20 protein-coding genes are annotated in these 20,291 nt (G+C 70.2%); 3 read left to right on the plus strand and 17 right to left on the minus strand.

Translation table 11 applies throughout. The features are described from left to right. Window positions 1–31: 31 nt before the first annotated feature. From ACWD3I_RS02205 to ACWD3I_RS02250, 10 genes are read right to left on the minus strand one after another with little or no spacing between them, the layout of a single operon-like run. On the minus strand, window positions 32–262 hold the full coding sequence (locus ACWD3I_RS02205; protein WP_365394369.1) for a hypothetical protein: 231 nt from the start codon (window positions 260–262) through the stop codon (window positions 32–34). After that, window positions 262–1,308: a glycerophosphodiester phosphodiesterase family protein gene (locus ACWD3I_RS02210; RefSeq protein WP_365394370.1), complete on the minus strand. Its 1,047-nt coding sequence runs from the start codon at window positions 1,306–1,308 to the stop codon at window positions 262–264. The genes ACWD3I_RS02205 and ACWD3I_RS02210 overlap by 1 nt, the downstream gene beginning before the upstream one ends. A 26-nt stretch (window positions 1,309–1,334) precedes the next feature. Further along, window positions 1,335–2,762, minus strand: coding sequence for an FGGY-family carbohydrate kinase (locus ACWD3I_RS02215; RefSeq protein ID WP_365394371.1), 1,428 nt, complete (start codon window positions 2,760–2,762; stop codon window positions 1,335–1,337). 17 nt (window positions 2,763–2,779) lie between these two features. Then, on the minus strand, window positions 2,780–3,811 hold the full coding sequence (locus tag ACWD3I_RS02220; RefSeq protein ID WP_365394372.1) for a 2-hydroxyacid dehydrogenase: 1,032 nt from the start codon (window positions 3,809–3,811) through the stop codon (window positions 2,780–2,782). After that, a complete protein-coding gene (locus tag ACWD3I_RS02225) occupies window positions 3,808–4,881 on the minus strand; it encodes an ABC transporter ATP-binding protein (RefSeq protein ID WP_365394373.1) in 1,074 nt (357 codons plus the stop codon). The genes ACWD3I_RS02220 and ACWD3I_RS02225 overlap by 4 nt, the downstream gene beginning before the upstream one ends. Further along, window positions 4,859–5,689 (minus strand): DeoR/GlpR family DNA-binding transcription regulator, encoded by an 831-nt coding sequence (locus tag ACWD3I_RS02230; RefSeq protein ID WP_365394374.1) that lies wholly within the window; start codon window positions 5,687–5,689, stop codon window positions 4,859–4,861. Before ACWD3I_RS02230 ends, ACWD3I_RS02225 begins: the two co-directional genes overlap by 23 nt. Further along, window positions 5,686–6,771, minus strand: coding sequence for an ABC transporter ATP-binding protein (locus ACWD3I_RS02235; protein ID WP_365394375.1), 1,086 nt, complete (start codon window positions 6,769–6,771; stop codon window positions 5,686–5,688). The genes ACWD3I_RS02230 and ACWD3I_RS02235 overlap by 4 nt, the downstream gene beginning before the upstream one ends. After that, entirely contained in the window at window positions 6,768–7,598 is an 831-nt protein-coding gene (locus ACWD3I_RS02240; protein ID WP_365394376.1) for a carbohydrate ABC transporter permease, read from the minus strand. Before ACWD3I_RS02240 ends, ACWD3I_RS02235 begins: the two co-directional genes overlap by 4 nt. Next, window positions 7,595–8,473 carry a carbohydrate ABC transporter permease gene (locus tag ACWD3I_RS02245; RefSeq protein ID WP_365394377.1) on the minus strand — a complete coding sequence of 293 codons (879 nt, stop codon included), beginning with the start codon at window positions 8,471–8,473 and terminating at the stop codon, window positions 7,595–7,597. Before ACWD3I_RS02245 ends, ACWD3I_RS02240 begins: the two co-directional genes overlap by 4 nt. A gap of 2 nt (window positions 8,474–8,475) precedes the next feature. Then, on the minus strand, window positions 8,476–9,897 hold the full coding sequence (locus ACWD3I_RS02250; protein WP_365394378.1) for an ABC transporter substrate-binding protein: 1,422 nt from the start codon (window positions 9,895–9,897) through the stop codon (window positions 8,476–8,478). Window positions 9,898–10,061: 164 nt separating this feature from the next. Between ACWD3I_RS02250 and ACWD3I_RS02255 the strand changes: the two genes are divergently transcribed. The 3 genes from ACWD3I_RS02255 to ACWD3I_RS02265 are packed head-to-tail and all read left to right on the plus strand — an operon-like array spanning window position 10,062 to window position 12,904. After that, a complete protein-coding gene (locus tag ACWD3I_RS02255; RefSeq protein ID WP_365394379.1) occupies window positions 10,062–11,495 on the plus strand; it encodes an FGGY-family carbohydrate kinase in 1,434 nt (477 codons plus the stop codon). Further along, window positions 11,492–12,115, plus strand: a complete 624-nt coding sequence (locus tag ACWD3I_RS02260) for a histidine phosphatase family protein (RefSeq protein ID WP_365394380.1) — start codon at window positions 11,492–11,494, stop codon at window positions 12,113–12,115. Before ACWD3I_RS02255 ends, ACWD3I_RS02260 begins: the two co-directional genes overlap by 4 nt. A 12-nt stretch (window positions 12,116–12,127) precedes the next feature. After that, window positions 12,128–12,904 carry an SAM-dependent methyltransferase gene (locus ACWD3I_RS02265; RefSeq protein ID WP_365394381.1) on the plus strand — a complete coding sequence of 259 codons (777 nt, stop codon included), beginning with the start codon at window positions 12,128–12,130 and terminating at the stop codon, window positions 12,902–12,904. 114 nt (window positions 12,905–13,018) lie between these two features. Here the strand turns inward: ACWD3I_RS02265 and ACWD3I_RS02270 are convergent, their stop codons facing one another. The 7 genes from ACWD3I_RS02270 to ACWD3I_RS02300 all read right to left on the minus strand — a co-directional run bounded on the left by ACWD3I_RS02270 (window position 13,019) and on the right by ACWD3I_RS02300 (window position 20,254). After that, entirely contained in the window at window positions 13,019–13,663 is a 645-nt protein-coding gene (locus ACWD3I_RS02270) for a superoxide dismutase (RefSeq protein ID WP_365394382.1), read from the minus strand. 104 nt (window positions 13,664–13,767) lie between these two features. After that, complete coding sequence (locus ACWD3I_RS02275) at window positions 13,768–15,150, minus strand: amino acid permease (protein WP_365394383.1); 1,383 nt, start codon at window positions 15,148–15,150, stop codon at window positions 13,768–13,770. Window positions 15,151–15,263: 113 nt separating this feature from the next. Further along, the gene (locus ACWD3I_RS02280) at window positions 15,264–16,154 is read right to left on the minus strand and encodes a TauD/TfdA dioxygenase family protein (protein WP_365394384.1); all 891 of its coding nucleotides are present in this window, start codon (window positions 16,152–16,154) and stop codon (window positions 15,264–15,266) included. Window positions 16,155–16,165: 11 nt separating this feature from the next. After that, window positions 16,166–17,497, minus strand: coding sequence for an LLM class flavin-dependent oxidoreductase (locus ACWD3I_RS02285; RefSeq protein WP_365394385.1), 1,332 nt, complete (start codon window positions 17,495–17,497; stop codon window positions 16,166–16,168). Between the two features lie 140 nt (window positions 17,498–17,637). Further along, window positions 17,638–18,363 (minus strand): ABC transporter ATP-binding protein, encoded by a 726-nt coding sequence (locus tag ACWD3I_RS02290; protein ID WP_365394386.1) that lies wholly within the window; start codon window positions 18,361–18,363, stop codon window positions 17,638–17,640. Next, entirely contained in the window at window positions 18,339–19,190 is an 852-nt protein-coding gene (locus tag ACWD3I_RS02295; RefSeq protein WP_451084010.1) for an ABC transporter permease, read from the minus strand. The genes ACWD3I_RS02290 and ACWD3I_RS02295 overlap by 25 nt, the downstream gene beginning before the upstream one ends. Beyond that, a complete protein-coding gene (locus ACWD3I_RS02300; protein ID WP_365394387.1) occupies window positions 19,187–20,254 on the minus strand; it encodes an ABC transporter substrate-binding protein in 1,068 nt (355 codons plus the stop codon). The genes ACWD3I_RS02295 and ACWD3I_RS02300 overlap by 4 nt, the downstream gene beginning before the upstream one ends. Window positions 20,255–20,291: the final 37 nt, after the last annotated feature.

The raw sequence follows: 20,291 nt of genomic DNA on the forward strand, positions 1-20,291 counted from the left end.
GCCGCCCCGGGGGGCGTGAGCCCGGAATCCGTCAGTCCTCGGCGGCCTTCTCCTCGCGGAACTTCTCGGGGAGGCGGCCGCCGTCGTTCTTGTTGAGGTGGCGGTAGTACGACAGACAGCCCTCGGCGGTGCAGCGCCACAGGTTGTCCACCCGGTACCGGGCGCCCTTGTCCTCGCGCACCGCCGTCCTCTCCGCCTCGGTGAGAAGCCGGAAGTCCTCCATGGTCCCGCAGGTCGGGCAGGCCAACTTGCGTGTCCCCATCAACCCCTCCTCGCGATCACCGCCAGATCCGGGAAGTCCGTCACCACGGCGTCGACTCCCAGCCCGTAGTACAGCGCGTACTCCGCGAACGCGTCCCCGAAATCGTTCGCTCCGCTTCCGCGCCGGAAGGCCGCGGGCAGGAACTGGTTCTCCGCGCGGAAGGTGTACGGCCCCACCCTCAGCCCCGCCGCGTGCGCGTCCGCCAGCAGCGCCGACGCGGCGACCGACGACTTGTCCGGCCCGATCCACGCCGCGTACCGCGCGATCCGTGCCAGCCCCGCCGGGGTCATCATGTCCGCGTACGTCGTCGGATCACCGGCCGAGACCAGGTCGTAGGGCCCTCCCGTCGTCCCCAGCGCCTGCCACAGCGGCACGCCGAGCCCCGTCATCCGCCGCAGGCTCGTCGGCTCGAAGGACTGGACGACGCACTCGCGCGGCCCGAGGCGGTTGCGGCGGATCAGGGCCGCCAGCCGCGGCTCCAGCTCCAGTCCGATCGAGCGGAAGTACGTCGGGTGCTTGGTCTCGGGGAAGACGGCGACCGTGCGGCCGGACGACCGCGACAGCTTCCGCGCCAGGTCCACCACCTCCTGAAAGGTGAGGATCCGCTCCCGGCCGTCGAAGACCGTGTTGCGGTTGCGGACCAGCGGCAGACGCTCCACCGCCCACAGCGTCTTCAGCTCGGCCAGCGTGAAGTCCTCGGTGAACCAGCCGGTCACCGACCGCCCGTCCACCGTCTTCGTCGTACGACGGTCCCCGAACTCCGGGTGCGAGGCCACGTCCGTCGTCTGCGAGATCTCGTTCTCGTGCCGGACCACCAGCACATGGTCCTTCGTCGGCACCAGGTCCGGTTCGATCCAGTCGGCACCGGCCCGGACCGCGTACGTGTAGGAGGCGGCGGTGTGTTCGGGGCGCCAGCCGGCGGCTCCCCGGTGCCCGATCACCAGGGGCCGCCCCCTTTCGGGAACCGCCGCGTGTGCGGGCACGGCCGCGGCCACCGGGGTGGCGGCGGCCGCGAGCAGGACGGATCGACGTCTTATGTCGGTCATGCAACTCCCCATTCCCGTACGGCGATTCAGTGGCGCGCCCGATCGCGGGCCGCCGTCAGCCGCGCCAGATGCTCCTCGTGCCCCTTCGCGTAGAACGCCACCCGCTCGGCGTCCGGCTCCACCACCGACGTCGGCCGGGTCCACACCTCCGTGTCCAGCTCCACCCCGTACCGCTCGGCAGCCGCGAGCACCGCGCCCCGCGCCCCCACCTCGCCCTCGACGACCCGCAGCGGGCGGCCCAGTACGTCGGACAGCAGCCGCATCCAGGCGGGGCTGCGGGTGCCGCCGCCGCACACGGCGAGGGAACCGGTCAGACCCGCCGCCTCCAGACAGTGCCGGGCCGCGTAACCGATGCCCTCACAGGTGGCCCGGATCAGGTCGGCTCGCGTCGACTCCAGGGAGACACCGGTGAGTTCGGCACGCAGCCGGGGTTCGACGAAGGGCGCGCGCTCGCCCGAGGGAGCGAAGTACGGCAGGACACGGACCCCGTTCGCGCCCGGCGGCGTCTGTGCGAGCAGGCCGTCGACCTCCTCGTGCCGGACGCCCGTCGTCGACAGCACCCAGTCCAGGGCCGCCGTGCCGACCATCGCCGGCATGGCGCGCAGCCAGTGGCCCGGGCGGTCGGTGCAGATGTACAGACCGGCCGGCTCACCGGTCAGGTCCACGTCGCCGGTGGCGACGAGGCTGGCCAGACACGTGCCCACGATCAGCAGACCGTCGCCGGGTGCGGTCACGCCGGCGCCCAGTGCGCAGGCGGGCAGGTCGTAGGGGCCGTCGGCGACACGGGTGCCGGCCGGCAGGCCCTCGCCGCGCGCCTCGGCCGTGGCGACCGGGTCGCTGACCGGGGCCAGCAGACCGCGCCGGTGGGTCAGGCCCAGCAGCTCCACGACCCGGTTGTCGTAGGTGCGCGAGCGAGGGTCCAGGAAGGGCATCGACGCGTCCGACACGTCCGTCGTCGCCCGGGCCTCCCCCGTCAGCCGCTGGAACACCATGTCCTTGCAGTAGACGGCCGCCGACGCCGCGTCCAGCGACTTCGGGTCGTGGCTGTCCAGCCAGGCCAGCAGTGGGCCCGGACAGCCCGGGAACATGGCGCTGCCCGTCCGCCGGAACACCGTCTCGAACGTGCCGTCAGCCAGCCACCGGTCGACCAGCTCGTGGGCCCGGCCGTCCATCCAGGACGCCGCCGACCGCACCGGACGGCCCTCCGCGTCGACCAGCCACACCCCGTCGCCCTGCCCGGTGAGCCCGGCCAGCTCCACGGGCCCGGGCGCGCGCGAGGTCACCTCCTCCAGGACGGCGACGACCGCCCCGTACACCTCGTCCATGTCCTGCTCGACGAAACCGCCGTGCAGCGCGAGGCCCACCGGGCGTGCGGCGACGGCCAGTTCACGTCCCGAGCCGTCGAAGGCGGCGGCCTTCACCATGGACGTGCCCACATCGATACCCACGTACATGAGCGCCTCCTCGTGCCTCAGGTCAGACAGTGCGCCGGTGGTTCCCCGCGCAGCCAGCGGCCCACTTCCTCCGCGGCGATCCGTGCCGCCTTCTCCGCCACCGCGCGCGAGGCCCCGCCCAGATGCGGGGTCATCACCACCCGGTCCGCCAGCCCCAGCAGCCGTGAGTCGGGCGGCACCGGTTCCCTCGCGTACGTGTCCAGCGCCGCCGCCGACAACCGCCCGCTCTCCAGCGCGTCGCACAGCGCCTCCTCGTCCAGGAGGGGCCCGCGGGCCGCGTTGACCACGACCGCGCCCGGCGGGAGCAGGGCCAGTTCACGGGCCCCGATCAGGCCCCGGGTCTCCTCGGTCAGACGGGCGTGCAGGGTGATCACGCGGGACCTGCGCAGGAGTTCGTCGAGGGACGGCACCCGCAGACCGTGGATCTCGCCGCGGACGTAGGGGTCGTGGACCATGACCTGCGCGCCGAAGGCGCAGAGCACCCGGGCGACCCGGCTGCCCACCGCGCCGTAGCCGACGAGCCCGACGGGGAGGTCCTCCAGTTCCAGTCCGCTGTTCTCGTAGGTGTAGTACGTCGACCCCTCCCAACTCCCTTGCCCAGCCAGGAGGTGGTGGGCCTGGGGGATACGCCGGAGGGCGGCCAGCAGCAGGCCCACGGTGAACTCCGCGGTGGCGGCGGCGTTGCGCCCGGGGGTGAAGCAGACGCGGACGTCGTACGCCTTGGCCGCCTCCAGGTTGACGTTGACCGGACCGCCCCGGCAGACGACCACCAGGCGCAGTGAGGGCGAGGCGGCCAGGACCCGTTCGGTGACCGGGCCCATCTGCGTGACCAGCACCTCCGCACCGGACAGCGCCTCGATCAGCTCCTCCTCGGCGTCGCTCGCCTCCATGACCTCCGCGACCGGCCCGAACGGCTCCCGAGGCCAGCCGAGTGTCAACTCACGTATCTCCACGGACTGTTCGCCGACCTCGTCGGTCACCGCGCGGGCGATCAGGCCCGGCAGGACGAAGTGGTCGCCGGCTGCCGTGATCCGCAGGATCTCGCTCATCGCAGGGAGTCTCCCGTCTTGGCGTCGAAGACATGGGTGAGGTCCGGGTCGGCGGTGACACGGACGTCGTCGCCGTGGGCCAGCCGCACCTCCGGGTCGGTGAGGACGACCAGCTCCACGCCCTCCAGGGCCAGCGTCGCGATGCCCGACTCCAGAAGGGGCTCATGGGCCACGACCCGCGCGGACAGGCCCTCGCCCCCGGTCAGCCGCAGATCCTCCGGGCGGATCCCGACCACCACCTCCCGGCCCGCCGCCACCGGCACCGGGAGCGCGATCCGCACCGACTCCGAGAGACGGGCCCGGCCGTCGTCGGTCGCGACGCCCTTCAGCAGGTTGATCGCGGGCTCGCCGACGAAGTCGGCCACGAAGACGTTGGCGGGGCTGTCGTAGATCTCGTACGGCGTGCCCAGCTGCCGGATCACACCGTCCCTCATCACGGCGATCCGGTCGGCGAGCGAGAGGGCCTCCTCCTGGTCGTGGGTGACGAGGATGGTCGTATGGCCCAGGTCCCGCTGGATGCGCTTGAGTTCACGGCGCGTGGTGTCGCGCTGGGCCGCGTCCAGATGGGAGAGAGGCTCGTCCAGGAGCAGGACGTCCGGTTCGCGGATCAGGGCGCGGGCGAGGGACACGCGCTGCTTCTGGCCGCTGGACAGGCCGGCCGGGCGGGCGTCGAGAAGGCCGGTCAGGCCGACCCGTTCGGCGATGTCCGCCACCTTCCGGGAGACGTCCCCGCGGGCGGCGCGGCGCCGCGCCTTCAGCCCGAACGCCAGGTTCTCCGCCACCGTCAGCGGCGGATACAGCGCGTAGTTCTCGAAGGCGACGCCCATGTTGCGGGCCTGCGCGGGGCTCTGGATCACCGACCGCCCGTCCACCAGGATGTCCCCGCCGGTCACCGTCTCCAGACCGGCGATCATCCGCAGCGTGGTGGACTTGCCGCACCCGGACGGGCCCAGCAGCCCGAGCAACTCCCCGGACCGCAGGGCGAGATCGATGCCCCGTACGGCGTCCACGGCCGGGCGTCCCCGTGAACGGTACGTCTTGCGCAGCTCACGTAGCTCCAGCTGGGTCATCGCCGCCCCTCGTCGCGTTCGTCGCACAGACCTCGTACCGGACCTTGTGCTCGTCCAGGTCCCGCAGCGCGTCCGCCGGCGCCCCGTCGTCGACCAGCACCAGGTCGAAGCGGGAGAGGGGGGCGACGCGGTGCAGGGCGGTCCGGGCGAGCTTGGTGTGGTCGATCAGCAGGACGTTGCGGGCGGCCGAGTCGAGCATCGCCCGCTTCACCGACACGATGTGCTGCTCCTGGTGGTAGGCGTACCCCCCGTGCACGGCCGACGTGGACGCGAAGCAGACGTCCACGCGCAGGGACTGGACCGCCTCGACGCAGGAGACGCCGAGGAAGGAGGAGTGCAGGGGGTCGTAGTCGCCGCCGAGGGCCATCAGATGGATACCGCGCTGGTCGGACAGGAGGTTGAGCGCCTCCAGGAAGTTGGTGACGACGGTGAGCGGGGTGATCTCGCCCAGGCGGAGTCTGCGGGCTATCTCCAGGGTGGAGGTGGAGTCGTCCAGCATGATCGCCATGCCGGGCTCTATCAGCTTGTGCGCGTGGTCGGCGACGGCGGCCTTCTCCGCCCGCATGGTCTTCAGGCGGTACTGCACGTTGGACTCGAAGACCCCGGACGGCTGAGCGGTCACACCACCCCTGAACTTCCGGACGATCCCCTGCCGTTCGAGCTCGTCGAGGTCCCGGTGGATCGTCATCAGACTCACCCCGAACCGCTCGGCGAGCTCCGCCGCGGTCGCCGAGCCGTCGGCGAGGACCTGCTCGGCCATGGCGGACTGGCGGGCCGCGGGGCCCTGCTGTGTGTTGCCGGCACTCATCGTTTCCCGATCCGTCGTCCTGGGCGTTCCGGCCGGTCGGCCTCGAACAGCAGCAGGTTCTCAGGCCGGACCGTCAGCCGTACCGGATCGTCGGGACGCAGTCCGGTGGTGTCGGCCCGGGGCGCCACCAGAGACACGTACTGCTCGCCGAGGCGGACGGTGACCTCGACGGCCCGGCCGAGAACCTCGGTGACGTAGACGGTGCCGGTGAGTTCGAGGCCCTGGCCGTTCAGGGCGATGTCCCTGGGGCGGACGCCGACGAGGACGTCGGTCCCCGCCGGGGCCTTCGCCGACAGCGGCAGCTCGACCTTCCCGTCCGCCGACCGGAAACCCCCGTCCTCGGTCACGGTCCCCGGCAGCAGATTGATCCGGGGCCGCCCGAACGCCCGCGCCACCTCCGTGTCGTGGGGCCGGTACCAGATCTCCTCCCTCGTCCCCGTCTGCACGATCCGCCCCTCCCGGATCACCCCGATCCGGTCCCCGAGCGCCAGGGCTTCGACGGAGTCGTGGGTGACGTAGAGGGTGGTCGTGCGCTGCACCGCCCCGATGGCCTTCAGCTCGGCCCGCATCTGCTGGCGGAGTTTGGCGTCGAGGTGGCTGAGTGGCTCATCCAACAGGAAGGCGCGTGCGGGCCGGACCAGCACGCGACCGAGGGCGACGCGCTGTCGCTGACCATTGGACAACTGGCCGACTGGTCGATCCAATAGGCCACTGATCCCCAGGAGTTCGGCGATCGCACCGATCCGCTCGCGGGCCTCGGCGGCCGGCAGCCGGTGTCGGGGCGAGCGGAGCGGGGAGGCGAGGTTGTCGTACGCCGACTTGTGCGGATAGAGGGCGTAGCTCTCGAAGCACATCGCGACACCACGGTCGTACGGCTCGACGTCCCGCATGTCCTTGCCGTCGATGTCGACCGTCCCGGCGTCGGGGAACTCCAACCCCGCGACGGTCTTCAACGTCGTGGTCTTCCCGGCCCCCGACGGACCGAGCAGGCAGAAGAACTCGCCCTCCCGGACCTCCAGTTCGAGCCCGTCGAGCGCCGTGACCTTCCCGTACGTCTTCCTGATCCCCCGCAGCCCGATCAAGACTTCACCGCCCCGAACGACAGCCCCCGCACCAGATACCGCTGGATGGTCAGGGCGAGCAGCAGCGGCGGTACGACGGAGACCAGGGCCGCCGCTGCCGTGAGGTTGTACTTGGGACGGTCGCCGCCGAGGAAGGACAGGGCGCCGACGGTCACCGTCTGGGCCTCGTTGGAGGTGAGGATCAGTGGGAAGACGAAGTTGTTCCAGGCGAAGATGAAGGCGAGCAGCGACACGGCCGCCACCCCCGGCTTGACCAGGGGGAGCGCCACCTTGAAGAAGGCCTGTTTGCGGGTGTAGCCGTCCAGCAGGGCCGCCTGTTCCAGCTCCGGGGTGAGATCGGCGAAGTAGGACCGCATGATCCACACGATCAGAGGGAGGGTGACCAGTTGGAGCACCCAGATCATGCCGACGTACGTGTCGAAGAGCCCGAGCTTCTGGTACAGCACGAACAGCGGGATGATCACGGTCAGTTCGGGTGCGAACCGGAACGACAGCAGGGTGAACATCAGGTTCTCGGAGCCCTTGAACCGCCACCGCGCCGACGCGTACGCCGCCGGGAGTCCGACCAGCAGCGACAGCAGCACCGCCCCCAGCGACACCACCAGGCTGTTGACGAAGAACCGCACGAACGGGATGCCCTCGCTGTCGCCGAGGACCGTGCGGTAGCCGTCGAGGGTGGGGGAGAAGGAGAAGTAGGTGCTGAAGAGCTCGTTCGTGGGCTTCAGCGACAGGATCAGCATCCAGGCGATCGGGAAGAGCGCGAAGACGAAGTAGAGGATGAGGGTGGCATCCGCCAGCCAGCCCGACAGGCGCTTGCGCACGGTCATTTGTGGACCTCCGCCGCCTTCCGCTGGATCTTCCCGAGATGGCGCACGAGCACCATCGCGGCCAGGTACACCACGGCCCACAGCACGATCGTGTAGCTGATCCCGAAGGAGTACCGCTGGAAGCGGATCGCCTCCAGATACGCCCTGATCTGCAGGACGACCGTCGAGTCGCCCGGGCCGCCCTCGGTGAGGGCGTAGATGATGTCGAACACCTTCAGCGAGTCCATGAACCGGAAGATCACCGCGACCAGGACGTACGGCCACAGCATCGGCAGGGTGAGCCGGCGGAAGGTGTACCACCAGCTCGCCCCGTCGACGGCCGCCGCCTCGAAGGGGGAGGCCGGCAGCGACCGCAGCCCGGCGAGGGCGAGGATCGCGACGAACGGGGTGTAGACCCACACGTCCACGGCGATCGACGACAGCAGCGCGCCGGTCGGGGTGTCCGTCCACTGCACTCCGCCCAACCCCACCGGTTTCAGCAGGTAGTTGATCACCCCCACCGACGGTTGCAGCATCAGCTTCCAGATGATCGCCGCGATCACGGGGGCGATCATCAGGGGCAGGATCAGGATCTTCTCCAGCACCCGGCCGACGAGCGACGAGCGGTGCAGCAGCAGGGCGACGGCGACCCCGAGGAACGTCTCGGCGGCGGCCGCGCCGACCGCGTACAGCACGGTCACCCAGGCCGAGTTCCAGAAGGCGTCCTGGGTGAAGACGGTCTGGTAGTTCTCGAACCGCACCATGTCGGGCTGGGGTTTGCTCGCCGAGAAGTCGAAGAGCGTGTAGTACAGCCCGAGTCCGAAGGGATAGAGGATCCCGCAGGTCAGAAGCAGGGCGGGGACGATCAGAAAGTACGGGCGCAGGGCGAGCCGCATGGCTAGTCCACCTTGTCGGCGAGGTCGCCCGCCAGACCGTTCAGCACCGACTCGGCGTTCTTGCCGCCGTAGATCTCCTGGAGGGCCGCGGCCCAGCTGGTGGTGGCGTCGAAGAACTGCGCCTGCGGAGTGAACTGGATCTTCGTCTGGTCGACCACGGTCTCGAAGGTCTCGATGAAGCCGGGCAGGCTCTTCATCTTGTCCTTGTACGCGGCGTCGTCGGCGACCGACTTCCGTACCGGGTCGATGTGGTTGTGCGTGATCGCGCTCCTGCGCAGGTGTTCCTTGCCGGTGGCCCACTGGAGGAAGAGCCAACTGGCGCTCTTCTTCTTGCTCTTGGCGTTCATACCGAGCGACCAGATCCACATGTTGGTGGCGAGGGAGCCGCCCGGCCCCTTCGGTCCCGGATGGAAGGCGATCTTCCCGGAGGCCGGGCTGGCGCCCTTCACGGCCTGGAAGTACGCGGCCGTGTCCGCGTCGAACAGCATCCCGGCCTTCTTCGCACCGAGGTCGCTGGAGCACTGGTACCAGGTGTACGAGGTCCAGGACGGCGGACCGCCCTGCTTGACCATGCCGGCCCAGTCCTCGGTGAACGCGATCGCCTTCGGGCTGTTCATGGCGGGCGTGAGCTTCTCACCGCTGACCGTGAAGTCGTGCAGGCCGTTGCGGGCGTACATGGTCATGAAGCCGGGGTGGATGGTGGCCCAGCTGCGGGAGCCGCGTACGGCGATCCCGTACATGCCGTCGAACCCGGCGCCGGGCGCCCTGTCCTTGATGGCCTGTGCCGTCTCGCGCAGCTCGTCGAAGGTCTCGGCGGGTCGCAGGCCGAGCTTCTTGAACACCTCGGTGTTGTAGGCGACGACGTTCGTCTCCCACCCCCACGGCAGCGCGTACTGCCCGCCCTGCCCGAGCGGAGCACCGGCCTTCAGCGACCACTGGTCGGCCTGGAGCAGGTTGGGGAAGAAGTCGGCCTGGTCCCATTCGGTGCCGGTGGCCGCGGAGTTGCGCATCCAGGGCCCGAGATCCTCCAGCCAGCCCGGTGGCCCGTACTGCCACACCATGTACGCGCCGAGCATGAAGACGTCGTACGAGGCGCGGCCGGCGGACAGGTCCACGGTGAGCTTGTCGAAGTAGTTGTCCTCGGGGAAGACGTCGTACTCGACCTTGATGCCGGTCTTCTCGGTGAAGGCCTTGAGGTCGGCGATGAGCGCGTCCGTGTACGGGTGCTTGTTGAGCAGTGCCTTGACGGTCGTGTCCTTCTCGCGCTTCCAGTCGAAGGAGCCGGTGACGTCGTCCGCGGCCGAGCCGTCCCCCTTGTCGTCGTCCCCGCCGAAACCGGCACCGCAGGCGGACAGGACGGGGGCGGCGGCCAGGGCGGCGCCGAGCGCGAGGAAACGTCGGCGGTCGTGCGCGTGCGTGTCCATCCGTGACCTCCAGGTGGGGCTGGGTCCGGTGTGCTCTGCTCACACGTCGAGTCGACTCGATAACAGAGGGTGTAACGGCGGAAGATGGCCGTCAATCCCTCGCGCACGGGTAAATCTCAGGGCAGAGTGAGAAGTTCACGGTTTGCGATGTGCGGGAGGCCGGGATGTCGCAGGAGGCATGGCTCGGGATCGACCTCGGTACGCAGAGCGTGCGGGTCCTGGTCGTCGGCGCCGACGGAGCGGTCCTGGGCGGTGGTACGGCCCCGCTGGAAAGCCGGCGCGACGGGCCGCGGCACGAGCAGGATCCGGGGGAGTGGTGGGCGGCGGTGTGCACGGCGTCCGGTGCGGCGCTCGGGAACGGCTCTCGGCGCATCGCGGGCCTCGCGGTGTGCGGCACTTCCGGGACCGTACTGCTGACGGACCCCGCCGGGCGGCCCGTGACCCCCGCGCTGATGTACGACGACGGCCGGGCCTGGGCGGAGGCGGAGCGGCTGCGGTCGGCGGGCCTCGCGGTGCAGAACAGCTGGGGGCTGCCGAAGGCGCTGTGGCTGGCCCGCACCCACGGGCGGGGAACCGTCACCCACCAGCCCGACCTCATCACCGCCCGCCTGATCGGCCACCCCGTCCCCACCGACTCCAGCCACGCCCTCAAGACGGCCTACGACGTGGCGGCCGACGCCTGGCCCGACGTCCCCGGCGCCCCCGGACTGCCGGACGTCGTCCGCCCCGGCACCCTGCTCGGCGAGGTCTGTCCGGCAGCCGCGGAGGTCACCGGCATCCCCGCCGGTACCCCCGTGATCGCCGGCATGACCGACGGCTGCGCGGCCCAGATCGCGTCCGGCGCCCTGCGCGAGGGCTCCTGGAACTCCGTGCTCGGCACCACCCTCGTCCTCAAGGGCGCCGCCCCCGTCCCCGTCCACGACCCCACCGGCATCGTCTACAACCACCGTGCGCCGGACGGGAGTTGGCTGCCAGGGGGTGCCTCCAGCGTGGGCGCCGGTGTGCTCACGGCGGCGTTCGTGGGGGCGGATCCGGCGGCGATGGACGAACGGGCCGCGGCGCACGAGCCGGCCGGCGCGATCGCCTACCCCCTCGTCTCCCCGGGCGAGCGCTTCCCCTTCCTGGCCCCGCAGGCCACCGCCCTGGTCCTCGGCGAACCCGCGGGCGACGCCGACCTCTGGGCCGCCCTCCTCCAGGGCGTCGCCTTCGCGGAGCGCCTCTGCCTGGACTACCTCCACCACCTCGGTGCCCCCCTCGACGGCCCCCTCGCCTTCACCGGCGGCGGCGCCCGCAGCCCCTACTGGAACCAGCTCCGCGCCGACGTCCTGGGCCGCCCGGCCCGGATCCCGGAACAGACCGAACCGGCCCTGGGAATGGCGGTCCTGGCGGCCCACGGCGTCACCGGAGAGGCGCTGCCGGACATCGCCGAGGACATGGTCCGCATCCGTACGGTCGTGGAACCGCGCCCCGACCGCACGGCCCTGTACGCGGAGCCGTACGCCCGGCTCGTGACCGAACTGACCGCCCGCGGCTGGCTCCCGGAATCCGTCGCGGCGCACGCGCGCAGCCGCCTCACCCTGGATACTGCGGACTCATGAGCACGACCCTGCTGCTGGCCCGCCACGGCCAGACCGTCTGGCACGCCGAGAACCGCTACGCGGGTGTGAGCGACGTGGCCCTCACCGACGAGGGCCGGGCGCAGGCCGCGGCGCTGGGCCGGTGGGCCGCCGCGCACCCGGTCGACGCGATCTGGACGTCCCCGGTCTCCCGGGCCGTCATCACGGCACAGCCCGCCTGCGACGCCCTCGGGCTCACCCCGTACCGCGAACCCGACCTGCGCGAATGCGACTTCGGGGTGGTGGAGGGCCGTACCCTCGCCGAGTTCGCGACCCAGGACCCGAAGGCGGCGGAGGCGTTCCGCGCCGACCCGGTGGCGCACCCGTTCCCCGGCGCCGAGAACCCTGTCGAAGCCGCCGCACGGGGAGCGGCCGCCCTGCGCCGCATCGCGGCCGCCCACCCCTCCCGGCGTGTCCTGGTCGTCGCCCACAACACCCTGTTCCGTCTGGTGCTGTGCGAACTGCTGCGCATCCCCCTGCGCGACTACCGGAGGGTGTTCCCTCGACTACACAACGCGGCGGTCACCGAACTCCGTGTGACCAGCGACGATTCCACCGCACTTCTCTCCCTCAATCTGCCGTGCGAGCGGGGCGAGCCGTAGCACCATGGGCCCATGACGGAGATCGACACCTCGGTGCCCCACTCGGCCCGCATCTGGAACTACTGGCTGGGCGGCAAGGACAACTACCCCGTGGACGAGGCGGCCGGCGACGCCTACACCGCCGTCTTCCCCGGCATCGTCACCATCGCCCGCAGCAGCCGCGCCTTCCTCGGCCGCAGCATCCGGTACCTGGTGGAGGAGGCGGGCGTACGCCAGTTCCTGGACGTCGGCACCGGGCTCCCCACCGTCGACAACACCCACGAGGTCGCCCAGCGCAGCGCCCCCGAGTCGAAGATCGTCTACGTCGACAACGACCCGCTCGTCCTCGCCCACGCCCGCGCCCTGCTCACCTCGACAGCGGAGGGCGTGACGGCGTACGAGGACCTGAGCCTGTACGACCCCCAGCGCATCCTGGAGGCGGCGGCCAGGACCCTCGACCTCACCCGGCCGACGGCCCTGATCATGAGTGGCATCCTCGGCCACGTCACCGACTACGACCAGGCCCGCGACCTCGTCACCCGCCTCCTGGCCGGCCTCCCCTCGGGCAGTTACCTCTCGCTCAACGAAGGTTCCCGAGGCACCGACCCGGACTACGAACACGCCCAGGACTCCTACAACGAGACCGGCGCCGTCCCGTACTTCCTGCGCCCGGTCGAGCAGATCACCGGGTACTTCGAGGGTCTGGAGCTGGTGGACCCGGGCATCGTGTCCGTCCCCCTGTGGCGCCCGGACACGGACGCGACTCCCACGCCGATCGGCCAGCACGGCGGCGTGGGCCGCAAGCCCTGAGCCGAGGTGCACCAGGAAGCCCCCGCGAGTCACGTCCTCGCGGGGGCTTCCGTCATTCCGCCTGCCGGTGAAGGTTGAGAAGACGATCACGAGGCAGGACGACTCGTACGCGCCTCACGCCGCCGGCAGCAGCAGCACATCCGCGCGGGACTTCGCGGCCTCGTGACGCCGGGCCACGTCCTGCCAGTTGACGACGGCCCACATCGCCTCGATGAAGTCGACCTTCTGGTTCCTGTACTGCAGGTAGAAGGCGTGCTCCCAGGCGTCGAAGACGAGGATCGGCACGGATCCCTGCCCGACGTTGCCCTGGTGGTCGTAGACCTGCTCGACGATGAGACGGCCGCTGAGCGGCTCGTAGGCGAGGATGCCCCACCCGGATCCCTGCGTCGTCGCGGACGCCTTGGTCAGCTGCGCCTTGAACCCTGCGAAGGAGCCGAACGACTCGGTGATGGCGTCCCGGAGGTCACCCACGCCGTCTGCGGCGTGGGGCTCGCCGCCCCCGTCGCCGCTCATGTTGGTCCAGTAGATGCTGTGCAGGATGTGTCCGGACAGATGGAAGGCCAGGTTCTTCTCCAGCCCGTTGATCGCCCCCCACGTCTCCTTGTCCCGCGCTTCCGCCAGCTGCTCCAGCGTGTCGTTCGCACCCTTCACATACGCCGCGTGGTGCTTGTCGTGGTGCAGCTCGATGATCTCGGGGCTGATCACGGGGGCGAGCGCGGAGTAGTCGTAGGGCAGTTCAGGAAGCGTGTAGACGGGCATGAAGGGGTCCCCTCAAAAGCTTGTTGCAACTAGCTTGCAATAACAAGCTAACAGCAAAAAGCCCCCGTGTGATCCACGCGGGGGCTTTTCGGCCGGTCGGGGTGTCAGCCCGCCGCGGCGCGCCTGCGCTGCCAGGTGTAGCCGACCGCGGCCAGGAACAGCGTCATCCCACTCGTGAAGTACAGCTGCACCCGCGTGTCCGCCTCCCGGGCCATCAGCACGAAGATCGCCACCATCCCCGCCATGGCGACCCACGTCAGCACCGGGAACGCCCACATCCGCACGGTCAGCCGCTCCGGTGCCTCGCGCTCCAGCCGCCCCCGCAGCCGCAGCTGGGAGACCGCGATGAAGCCCCAGACGACCAGGATCACCGCACCGATCATGTTGAGGAGCCAGGAGAAGACGTCGTCCGGGCGCCAGTAGCTGAGCAGCACGCAGCCGAAGCCGAAGACGCAGGAGACCAGGACCGCGACACGGGGGACCCCGGACGACACCCGGCCCAGCGCCTTCGGGCCCTGGCCGCGCGCGACCAGGGAGTAGGCGATGCGCGAGGAGCCGTAGATGTTGGCGTTCATCGCGGAGAGCAGGGCCACGAGGACGACCACGTTCATCAGCTGACCGGCACCGGGGATGCCGAGCGAGTCGAGGGCGGCGACGTAGGGGCCCTTCTCGACGACCGCCGCCGAGTCCCACGGGACCAGCGCCACGATGACCGCCATCGAGCCGATGTAGAAGAGCGCGATGCGCCACATCGCCGTACGGACCGCGCTCGCCACACCCTTGACCGGGTTCTCGGACTCCGCCGCCGCGATGGTGACCGTCTCCAGACCGCCGTACGCGAAGACGGAGGCGAGGATGCCGATGACCAGTCCCTCACTGCCGTTCGGCAGGAAGTCGGAGAGGTTCGCCGCACCCGGCGAGTCCGTACCCGGAAGCACGCCCGCGAGCGCCAGGACGCCCAGCACCAGGAACAGACTGATCGCGCCCACCTTCAGCGCCGCGAACCAGAACTCGAACTCACCGAAGTTCTTCACCGCGGCGAGGTTGGTCGCGCAGAAGACCACCATGAAGAGGGCCACCCAGGCCCACTCCGGCGTCCCCGGCAGCCAGCCCGTCACGATCTTCGCCGCGCCGATGCCCTCCAGGCCCACGGCCGTGCAGAGCAGGATCCAGAAGGACCATCCGGCGGTGAAGCCGGCCCAGGGCCCGATCGCCCGCTCGGCGTGCGCGGAGAAGGAGCCCGAGGAGGGGTACGCGGCCGACATCTCGCCGAGCATCCGCATCACCAGCATCACGAGGAGGCCGGAGAGGACGTAGGCGACGACGATCGAGGGCCCGGCGGCGGCGATTCCCGCGCCGGAGCCCACGAACAGACCCGCGCCGATGACACCGCCGAGGGCGATCATCGACAGATGGCGCTGCTTGAGGCCGTGGGAGAGGGAGACGTCCGGCTCTTGTGAGGCCTCGACGGAGGTGGTGCTGGGCATGGGCGTGATTCGTCCAGTGCGTGAGACGGGCAAAAACGCCCACAGTCTGGGCAGCCTCCCCGGCCACAGGGAGAGGCTGCCCAGTATCCGGACGTGTCCGGTACGGAACGTGACTACGCCGCCACGCTCGTGTAGTGCGACGCGTCGCCCTCCACCGCGTAGCTCTCCTTGCCCTCGACGCCCACGGGGATGTCACCGGCGACGGTCACGCGGTGCAGACGGCGCGCCTGCCGGTCGTAGTTGTCGACGGCGTAGTGCTGGGTGATGCGGTTGTCGAAGAGCACCAGCTGGTTCGGGGACCAGCGGTGGCGCAGGATGTGCTCCGGCCTGACCACGTACGACTGGAGCAGGTCGAGCAGCGTGCGGGACTCGCCCACCGACAGGCCCACGATCCGCTGGGCGAACCCGCCGATGAACAGCCCGCGTTCGCCGGTCAGCGGGTGGACGCGGACCACGGGGTGGGCGGTGCGGTACTTGATCGAGGTGAACCGGGCGCGCTGGGCGGCCTTCTTCTCGTCGATGTCCTCCGCAGGCACCGCGTAGTCGTAGTCGTTGGTGTGCTCGGCCCACAGGGTGTCGGCCAGCTGCCGCAGCGGCTCCGGCAGGCTGCGGTAGGCGGCCGCCGAGCTGGCGATCAGGGTCTCGCCGCCGTACGGCGGGAGCGTGATGCTGCGCAGGGTGCTGGCCTGCGGCGGGTTGAGGACGAAGGTGACGTCCGTGTGCCAGTGGTTGGCGCTGCCCTGCTCGCTGTCGACGGGCAGCACGTTCGGGACGCCGTCGACGGCGGGCACGGTCGGGTGGGCGGTGGTGAGGTCGCCGAAGTGCCGGGCGAAGGCCTGCTGGCCCTCGTCGTCCAGGTTCACCTCGTCGAAGACGAGCGCCTTGTGGACGTCGAGCGCCTCGCGCAGGGCGGTGACCGTCTCCTCGTCGAGCGGCTTGGCGATGTCGACGCCGGCGATCCGGGCGCCGATGTGGGCGGTGACCTTGGTGATCTCGATGCTCATGCGATGTCCTCTCAGACCAGGGTGGCGGTGTACTGGTTGGCGGGGCGGGGGAGGCCGTAGCGCTCCCGCAGGGTCCGGCGCGGTCCGTACTCCTCGCGGAGCAGGCCGCGGGCGCGCAGGATCGGGACGACGTGGTCGACGAAGAGGTCGAGGCCGGACGGCAGTACGGCCGGCATGATGTTGAAGCCGTCGGCGGCACCGAGCGTGAACCACTGCTCGATCGCGTCGGCGACCTGCTCGGGCGTCCCCGCGAAGGTGAGGTGCCCGCGCCCGCCGCCGAGCCGCCCGATGAGCTGCCGCACGGTGAGGGATTCCCGCCGGGCCAGCTCGACGATCAGCGTGTACCGGCTCTTGGCGCCCTCGATGGCGTCCTCGGTGGGGAGATCGGCCGGGAGCCGGGAGTCCAACTCCAGGGAGCCGGGCTCCAGTTGCAGAAGCCGTTCCAGGCGGTCCACTCCGTGCGTGTACACGATGTGGTCCTCCAGCACCTGCTCGGCCGCCCGCGCCTCGGCCTCCGTGGACCCGATGACGGGCACGATCCCGGGCAGCACCTTGATGTGCTCGGGATCCCGACCGGCCGCCGCGGTACGGGCCTTGAGGTCGGAGTAGAAGTCCTGGGCGTCCTTGAGGGTCTGCTGCGCGGTGAACACCGCCTCCGCGTACCGGGCCGCGAACCGCTTCCCGTCCTCGCTCGACCCCGCCTGCACCAACAGCGGGTAACCCTGGGGCGAGCGCGGCACGTTGAGGGGGCCCTCGACACTGAAGTACGTCCCCTGGTGCCGGGGCGGATGGATCTTGCCGTCGTCACCCCACACACCGGCCGACTTGTCGCCGACGATCGCGTCGTCCTCCCAGCTGTCCCAGAGCTTGAGGGCGACATCCAGGAACTCGGCGGCACGGGCGTACCGCTCGGCGTGGGCGGGCTCGGCATCGAGCCCGAAGTTCCGGGCCGCCTCGGCACCGGCGGTGGTGACGATGTTCCAGCCCGCCCGGCCGCCGCTGATGATGTCCAGCGAGGCGAACTTACGGGCCAGGTTGTAGGGCGAGTTGTACGACGTCGAGGCCGTGGCGATCAGCCCGATGTGCTCGGTGGCCGTCGCCAACGCGGTGAGCAGTGTGAGCGGCTCCAGAGCACCGGCCGGCCGCTGCGAGATGTTCCCCCACAGCTGGGGACCATCGGCGAGAAAGAGCGAGTCGAACGTGCCACGCTCGGCACTCTTCGCGAGCGTGACGTAGTGATCCAGCTCGACATGGGCGTACGGATCACTCTCCGGCAGCCTCCACGAGGCTTCGTGATGCCCGGTGTTCATGAGGAAGGCGTTGAGGTGGAGCTGGCGGGTCATACGAGGTTCCTTTGCTTGGGGTCTTCCAGCCCGTCCGGCGTTTGAGGACGAGGCCCTTTCGGGGCCGAAGCGGGGGTCTGGGGGAGCAGCCCCCAGGGACGGGACGGGTAGGGGCGGCGGGGGCGAGGAAGAACCGCCGCTCACCCCACGTCCTCGGTCACCCCCAGCGCCGCAAGCAACCGCTCCCGGTACTCCCCGAGCAACGGATCCCGATACGACCGCGGATGAGGCCGCTCGATCGCCAGATCGACCCCGACCCGCCCCTCCTCCAGCACCAGCACCCGATCCGCCAGCACGATCGCCTCGTCCACGTCATGCGTGACCAGCAGCACCGACGGCCGATGCCGCTCCCACAACTCCCGCAGCAGCGCATGCATCTTGATCCGCGTCAGCGCGTCCAACGCCCCGAACGGCTCATCGGCCAGCAACAGCTCCGGCTCCCGCACCAGCGACCGCGCGAGCGCCGCCCGCTGAGCCTCACCCCCGGACAACTCATTGGGCCAGGCCCGCTCCCGCCCCTTCAGCCCGACTTCCTCGAGAGCCGCCCGCCCCTTGTCCTCGCCGTCCGTCCCCAGCAGTACGTTGTCCAGAACCCGGCGCCACGGCAGCAGCCGCGAGTCCTGGAAGACGACCGACACCCTCTCGGGCGCGGTGAGTCGACCGCTTCCGACGACCTCATGGTCGAGCCCCGCGATCGCCCGCAGCAGTGTGCTCTTGCCGGACCCGCTGTGCCCGAGCAGGGCGACGAACTGCCCGGCGGGAATGTCGAGGTCGATGCCGTCGAGGACGACCCGCCCGTCGAACGACCGGGTCAGCCCCCGGAGTCGGACGGCGGGCCGGGTCAGCTGCTCAGTGTGCGTCGCCATGACAGCACCCTCCGTTCGATGAAGCGGACCGTGCTGTCGGAGGCGAGTCCGAAGATGCCGTAGACGACGAGTCCGACGAGGATGACGTCCGACTGGCCGTAGTTCTGGGCCTGGAACATCATGTAGCCGAGTCCGCTGGTGGCGTTGATCTGCTCGAGGACGACCAGGCCGAGCCAGGAGCCGGTGACACCGAGCCGGAGTCCCACGAAGAATCCGGGCAGTGCGCCGGGGATGACGATCTGCCGTATGAACTGGTACCGGTTGAGCCCCTGCACCTCGGCGAGTTCGACGAACCGGCTGTCGATGCCGGACAGCGCGGCGTGGGTGTTCAGATAGATCGGGATGTAGACGACGATCGCGATGATGGCGATCTTGAAGGTCTCGCCGATGCCCAGCCACAGGATGAACAGCGGGATCAGCCCGAGGGTCGGGATGGCCCGGTTGAGGTTCACCGACCCGTCGATGAGCGCCTCACCGACCCTGCTCAGCCCGGCCGCCAGTGCGAGGGCGACCCCGGCGACGAGACCGATCGCGAACCCGGAGGCCGCGCGCTGGAGCGAGGTCAGGATGTCGCCCAGCAGGGTGCCGTCCGTCCACAGATGGGCACCGGTCTCCACCACCGTCCAGGGCGCCGGGATCGCGGCCGGGTCCAGCCGCCCCGCGGCGGAGGCTACGGCCCACAGGGCGAGCAGGAGGGCGGGGCCGATGAGACGGGAGGCGGGCAGACGGCGGCCGGGGGAGAGACCCCGCCGCTTCCGCCGTACCGCTTTCGAAGGTTCCGCGACGACCGGTGCCGTCGCTGTCGCGGTCGTGGTCACAGCACTCACTTCCGGTACTCCTCTGCTACGGACTTCGCGGCGATGCCCTCGAAGCGGTGGTCGAAGAGCGAGGACACGTCGAACTTCTTCACGAACCCGCCTTCCGCCAGCAGATCGGCGGTCTCCTGCTCCCAGCGGATCGCCTCGTCCCAACTCGGTGAGAACAGCGGCTTGTTGGCGAGAGCGGTGATGCCCTGTGCCTGTGGGAGGGTCAGGTTCTGCGTCTTGACGTAGAACTCCTCGTTCCAGATGTCGGGGTTCTCGTACGTCCAGACCTGGCCCTTGGCCCAGAAGGGGATGTAGGCGGCGACCGCGGCCGCCTTCGCCTCGTCGTTCAGCACGGCGGCCGGTGCCCACAGCAGGTTGAGCAGGTCGACGACGTCCGTCGTGACGACCCGGGCGCCCTTGGACCCGTACTGCGAGAGGTAGGCGGGCGACTGGGTGTTGCCCAGCGGGGCGATGTCCACCTGGCCCGACTGCAGGGCGGTGAGGAACTGGTTGCTGGTCAGCGGGACCAGCTTCACGTCGTCGTACTTCAGCCCGGCCTTCTTCAACGCCCGCAGCAGCACGACACCCTGGGCCTGACCCTGCGAGAAGGCGAGCTTCTTCCCCCGGAAGTCCTCGACCGAACGGATGTCGCTGCCGGGCTTGGTGGCGAAGACGTAATTCGGCTTCCGGGTGATGTTGATCGCGACGATCTTCGCGTCGAAGCCCTGGTAGTACGCCTGGATCGGAGGAATTCCCGCATTGTTGGCGAGGTCCAGGGACTCGGCGCGAAAGGCGTTGATGACATCGGGGCCGGCGCCGACATTCACCCAGCTCGACACCTTGAAAGGCAGCTCGCCCAACTTGGCGAGCTTGAACTGGAGTTGCTGCGTGTTCGAGAAGGACGCGACCTTCAGGCTGGTGCCGGCCGGGACCTTGTCGGCGAGCGGGGCGGTCGAGGCGCCCTTGCTGCCGGTGGCGGCGCTGGACTCGGCGCAGCCGCTGAGCCCCGCGACACCGGCCGCGGCGCCCACGAGTGAGGTCAGGAACAGCCGCCGGTCTATGCCGGACGTACGGGAAAAAGGCATGGGAGGACTCCCTGAACTGGTGCATGAGAAAAGCGTG

This window comes from Streptomyces sp. NPDC002817, assembly GCF_053592055.1.

What these genes read in the sequence shown, in the direction of transcription:
- ACWD3I_RS02205 (WP_365394369.1), bottom strand. Translation starts at nt 262, where the DNA reads ATGGGGACACGCAAGTTGGCCTGCCCGACCTGCGGGACCATGGAGGAC.
- ACWD3I_RS02210 (WP_365394370.1), bottom strand. Translation starts at nt 1,308, where the DNA reads ATGACCGACATAAGACGTCGATCCGTCCTGCTCGCGGCCGCCGCCACC.
- ACWD3I_RS02215 (WP_365394371.1), bottom strand. Translation starts at nt 2,762, where the DNA reads ATGTACGTGGGTATCGATGTGGGCACGTCCATGGTGAAGGCCGCCGCC.
- ACWD3I_RS02220 (WP_365394372.1), bottom strand. Translation starts at nt 3,811, where the DNA reads ATGAGCGAGATCCTGCGGATCACGGCAGCCGGCGACCACTTCGTCCTG.
- ACWD3I_RS02225 (WP_365394373.1), bottom strand. Translation starts at nt 4,881, where the DNA reads ATGACCCAGCTGGAGCTACGTGAGCTGCGCAAGACGTACCGTTCACGG.
- ACWD3I_RS02230 (WP_365394374.1), bottom strand. Translation starts at nt 5,689, where the DNA reads ATGAGTGCCGGCAACACACAGCAGGGCCCCGCGGCCCGCCAGTCCGCC.
- ACWD3I_RS02240 (WP_365394376.1), bottom strand. Translation starts at nt 7,598, where the DNA reads ATGACCGTGCGCAAGCGCCTGTCGGGCTGGCTGGCGGATGCCACCCTC.
- ACWD3I_RS02245 (WP_365394377.1), bottom strand. Translation starts at nt 8,473, where the DNA reads ATGCGGCTCGCCCTGCGCCCGTACTTTCTGATCGTCCCCGCCCTGCTT.
- ACWD3I_RS02250 (WP_365394378.1), bottom strand. Translation starts at nt 9,897, where the DNA reads ATGGACACGCACGCGCACGACCGCCGACGTTTCCTCGCGCTCGGCGCC.
- ACWD3I_RS02255 (WP_365394379.1), top strand. Translation starts at nt 10,062, where the DNA reads ATGTCGCAGGAGGCATGGCTCGGGATCGACCTCGGTACGCAGAGCGTG.
- ACWD3I_RS02260 (WP_365394380.1), top strand. Translation starts at nt 11,492, where the DNA reads ATGAGCACGACCCTGCTGCTGGCCCGCCACGGCCAGACCGTCTGGCAC.
- ACWD3I_RS02265 (WP_365394381.1), top strand. Translation starts at nt 12,128, where the DNA reads ATGACGGAGATCGACACCTCGGTGCCCCACTCGGCCCGCATCTGGAAC.
- ACWD3I_RS02270 (WP_365394382.1), bottom strand. Translation starts at nt 13,663, where the DNA reads ATGCCCGTCTACACGCTTCCTGAACTGCCCTACGACTACTCCGCGCTC.
- ACWD3I_RS02275 (WP_365394383.1), bottom strand. Translation starts at nt 15,150, where the DNA reads ATGCCCAGCACCACCTCCGTCGAGGCCTCACAAGAGCCGGACGTCTCC.
- ACWD3I_RS02280 (WP_365394384.1), bottom strand. Translation starts at nt 16,154, where the DNA reads ATGAGCATCGAGATCACCAAGGTCACCGCCCACATCGGCGCCCGGATC.
- ACWD3I_RS02285 (WP_365394385.1), bottom strand. Translation starts at nt 17,497, where the DNA reads ATGACCCGCCAGCTCCACCTCAACGCCTTCCTCATGAACACCGGGCAT.
- ACWD3I_RS02290 (WP_365394386.1), bottom strand. Translation starts at nt 18,363, where the DNA reads ATGGCGACGCACACTGAGCAGCTGACCCGGCCCGCCGTCCGACTCCGG.
- ACWD3I_RS02300 (WP_365394387.1), bottom strand. Translation starts at nt 20,254, where the DNA reads ATGCCTTTTTCCCGTACGTCCGGCATAGACCGGCGGCTGTTCCTGACC.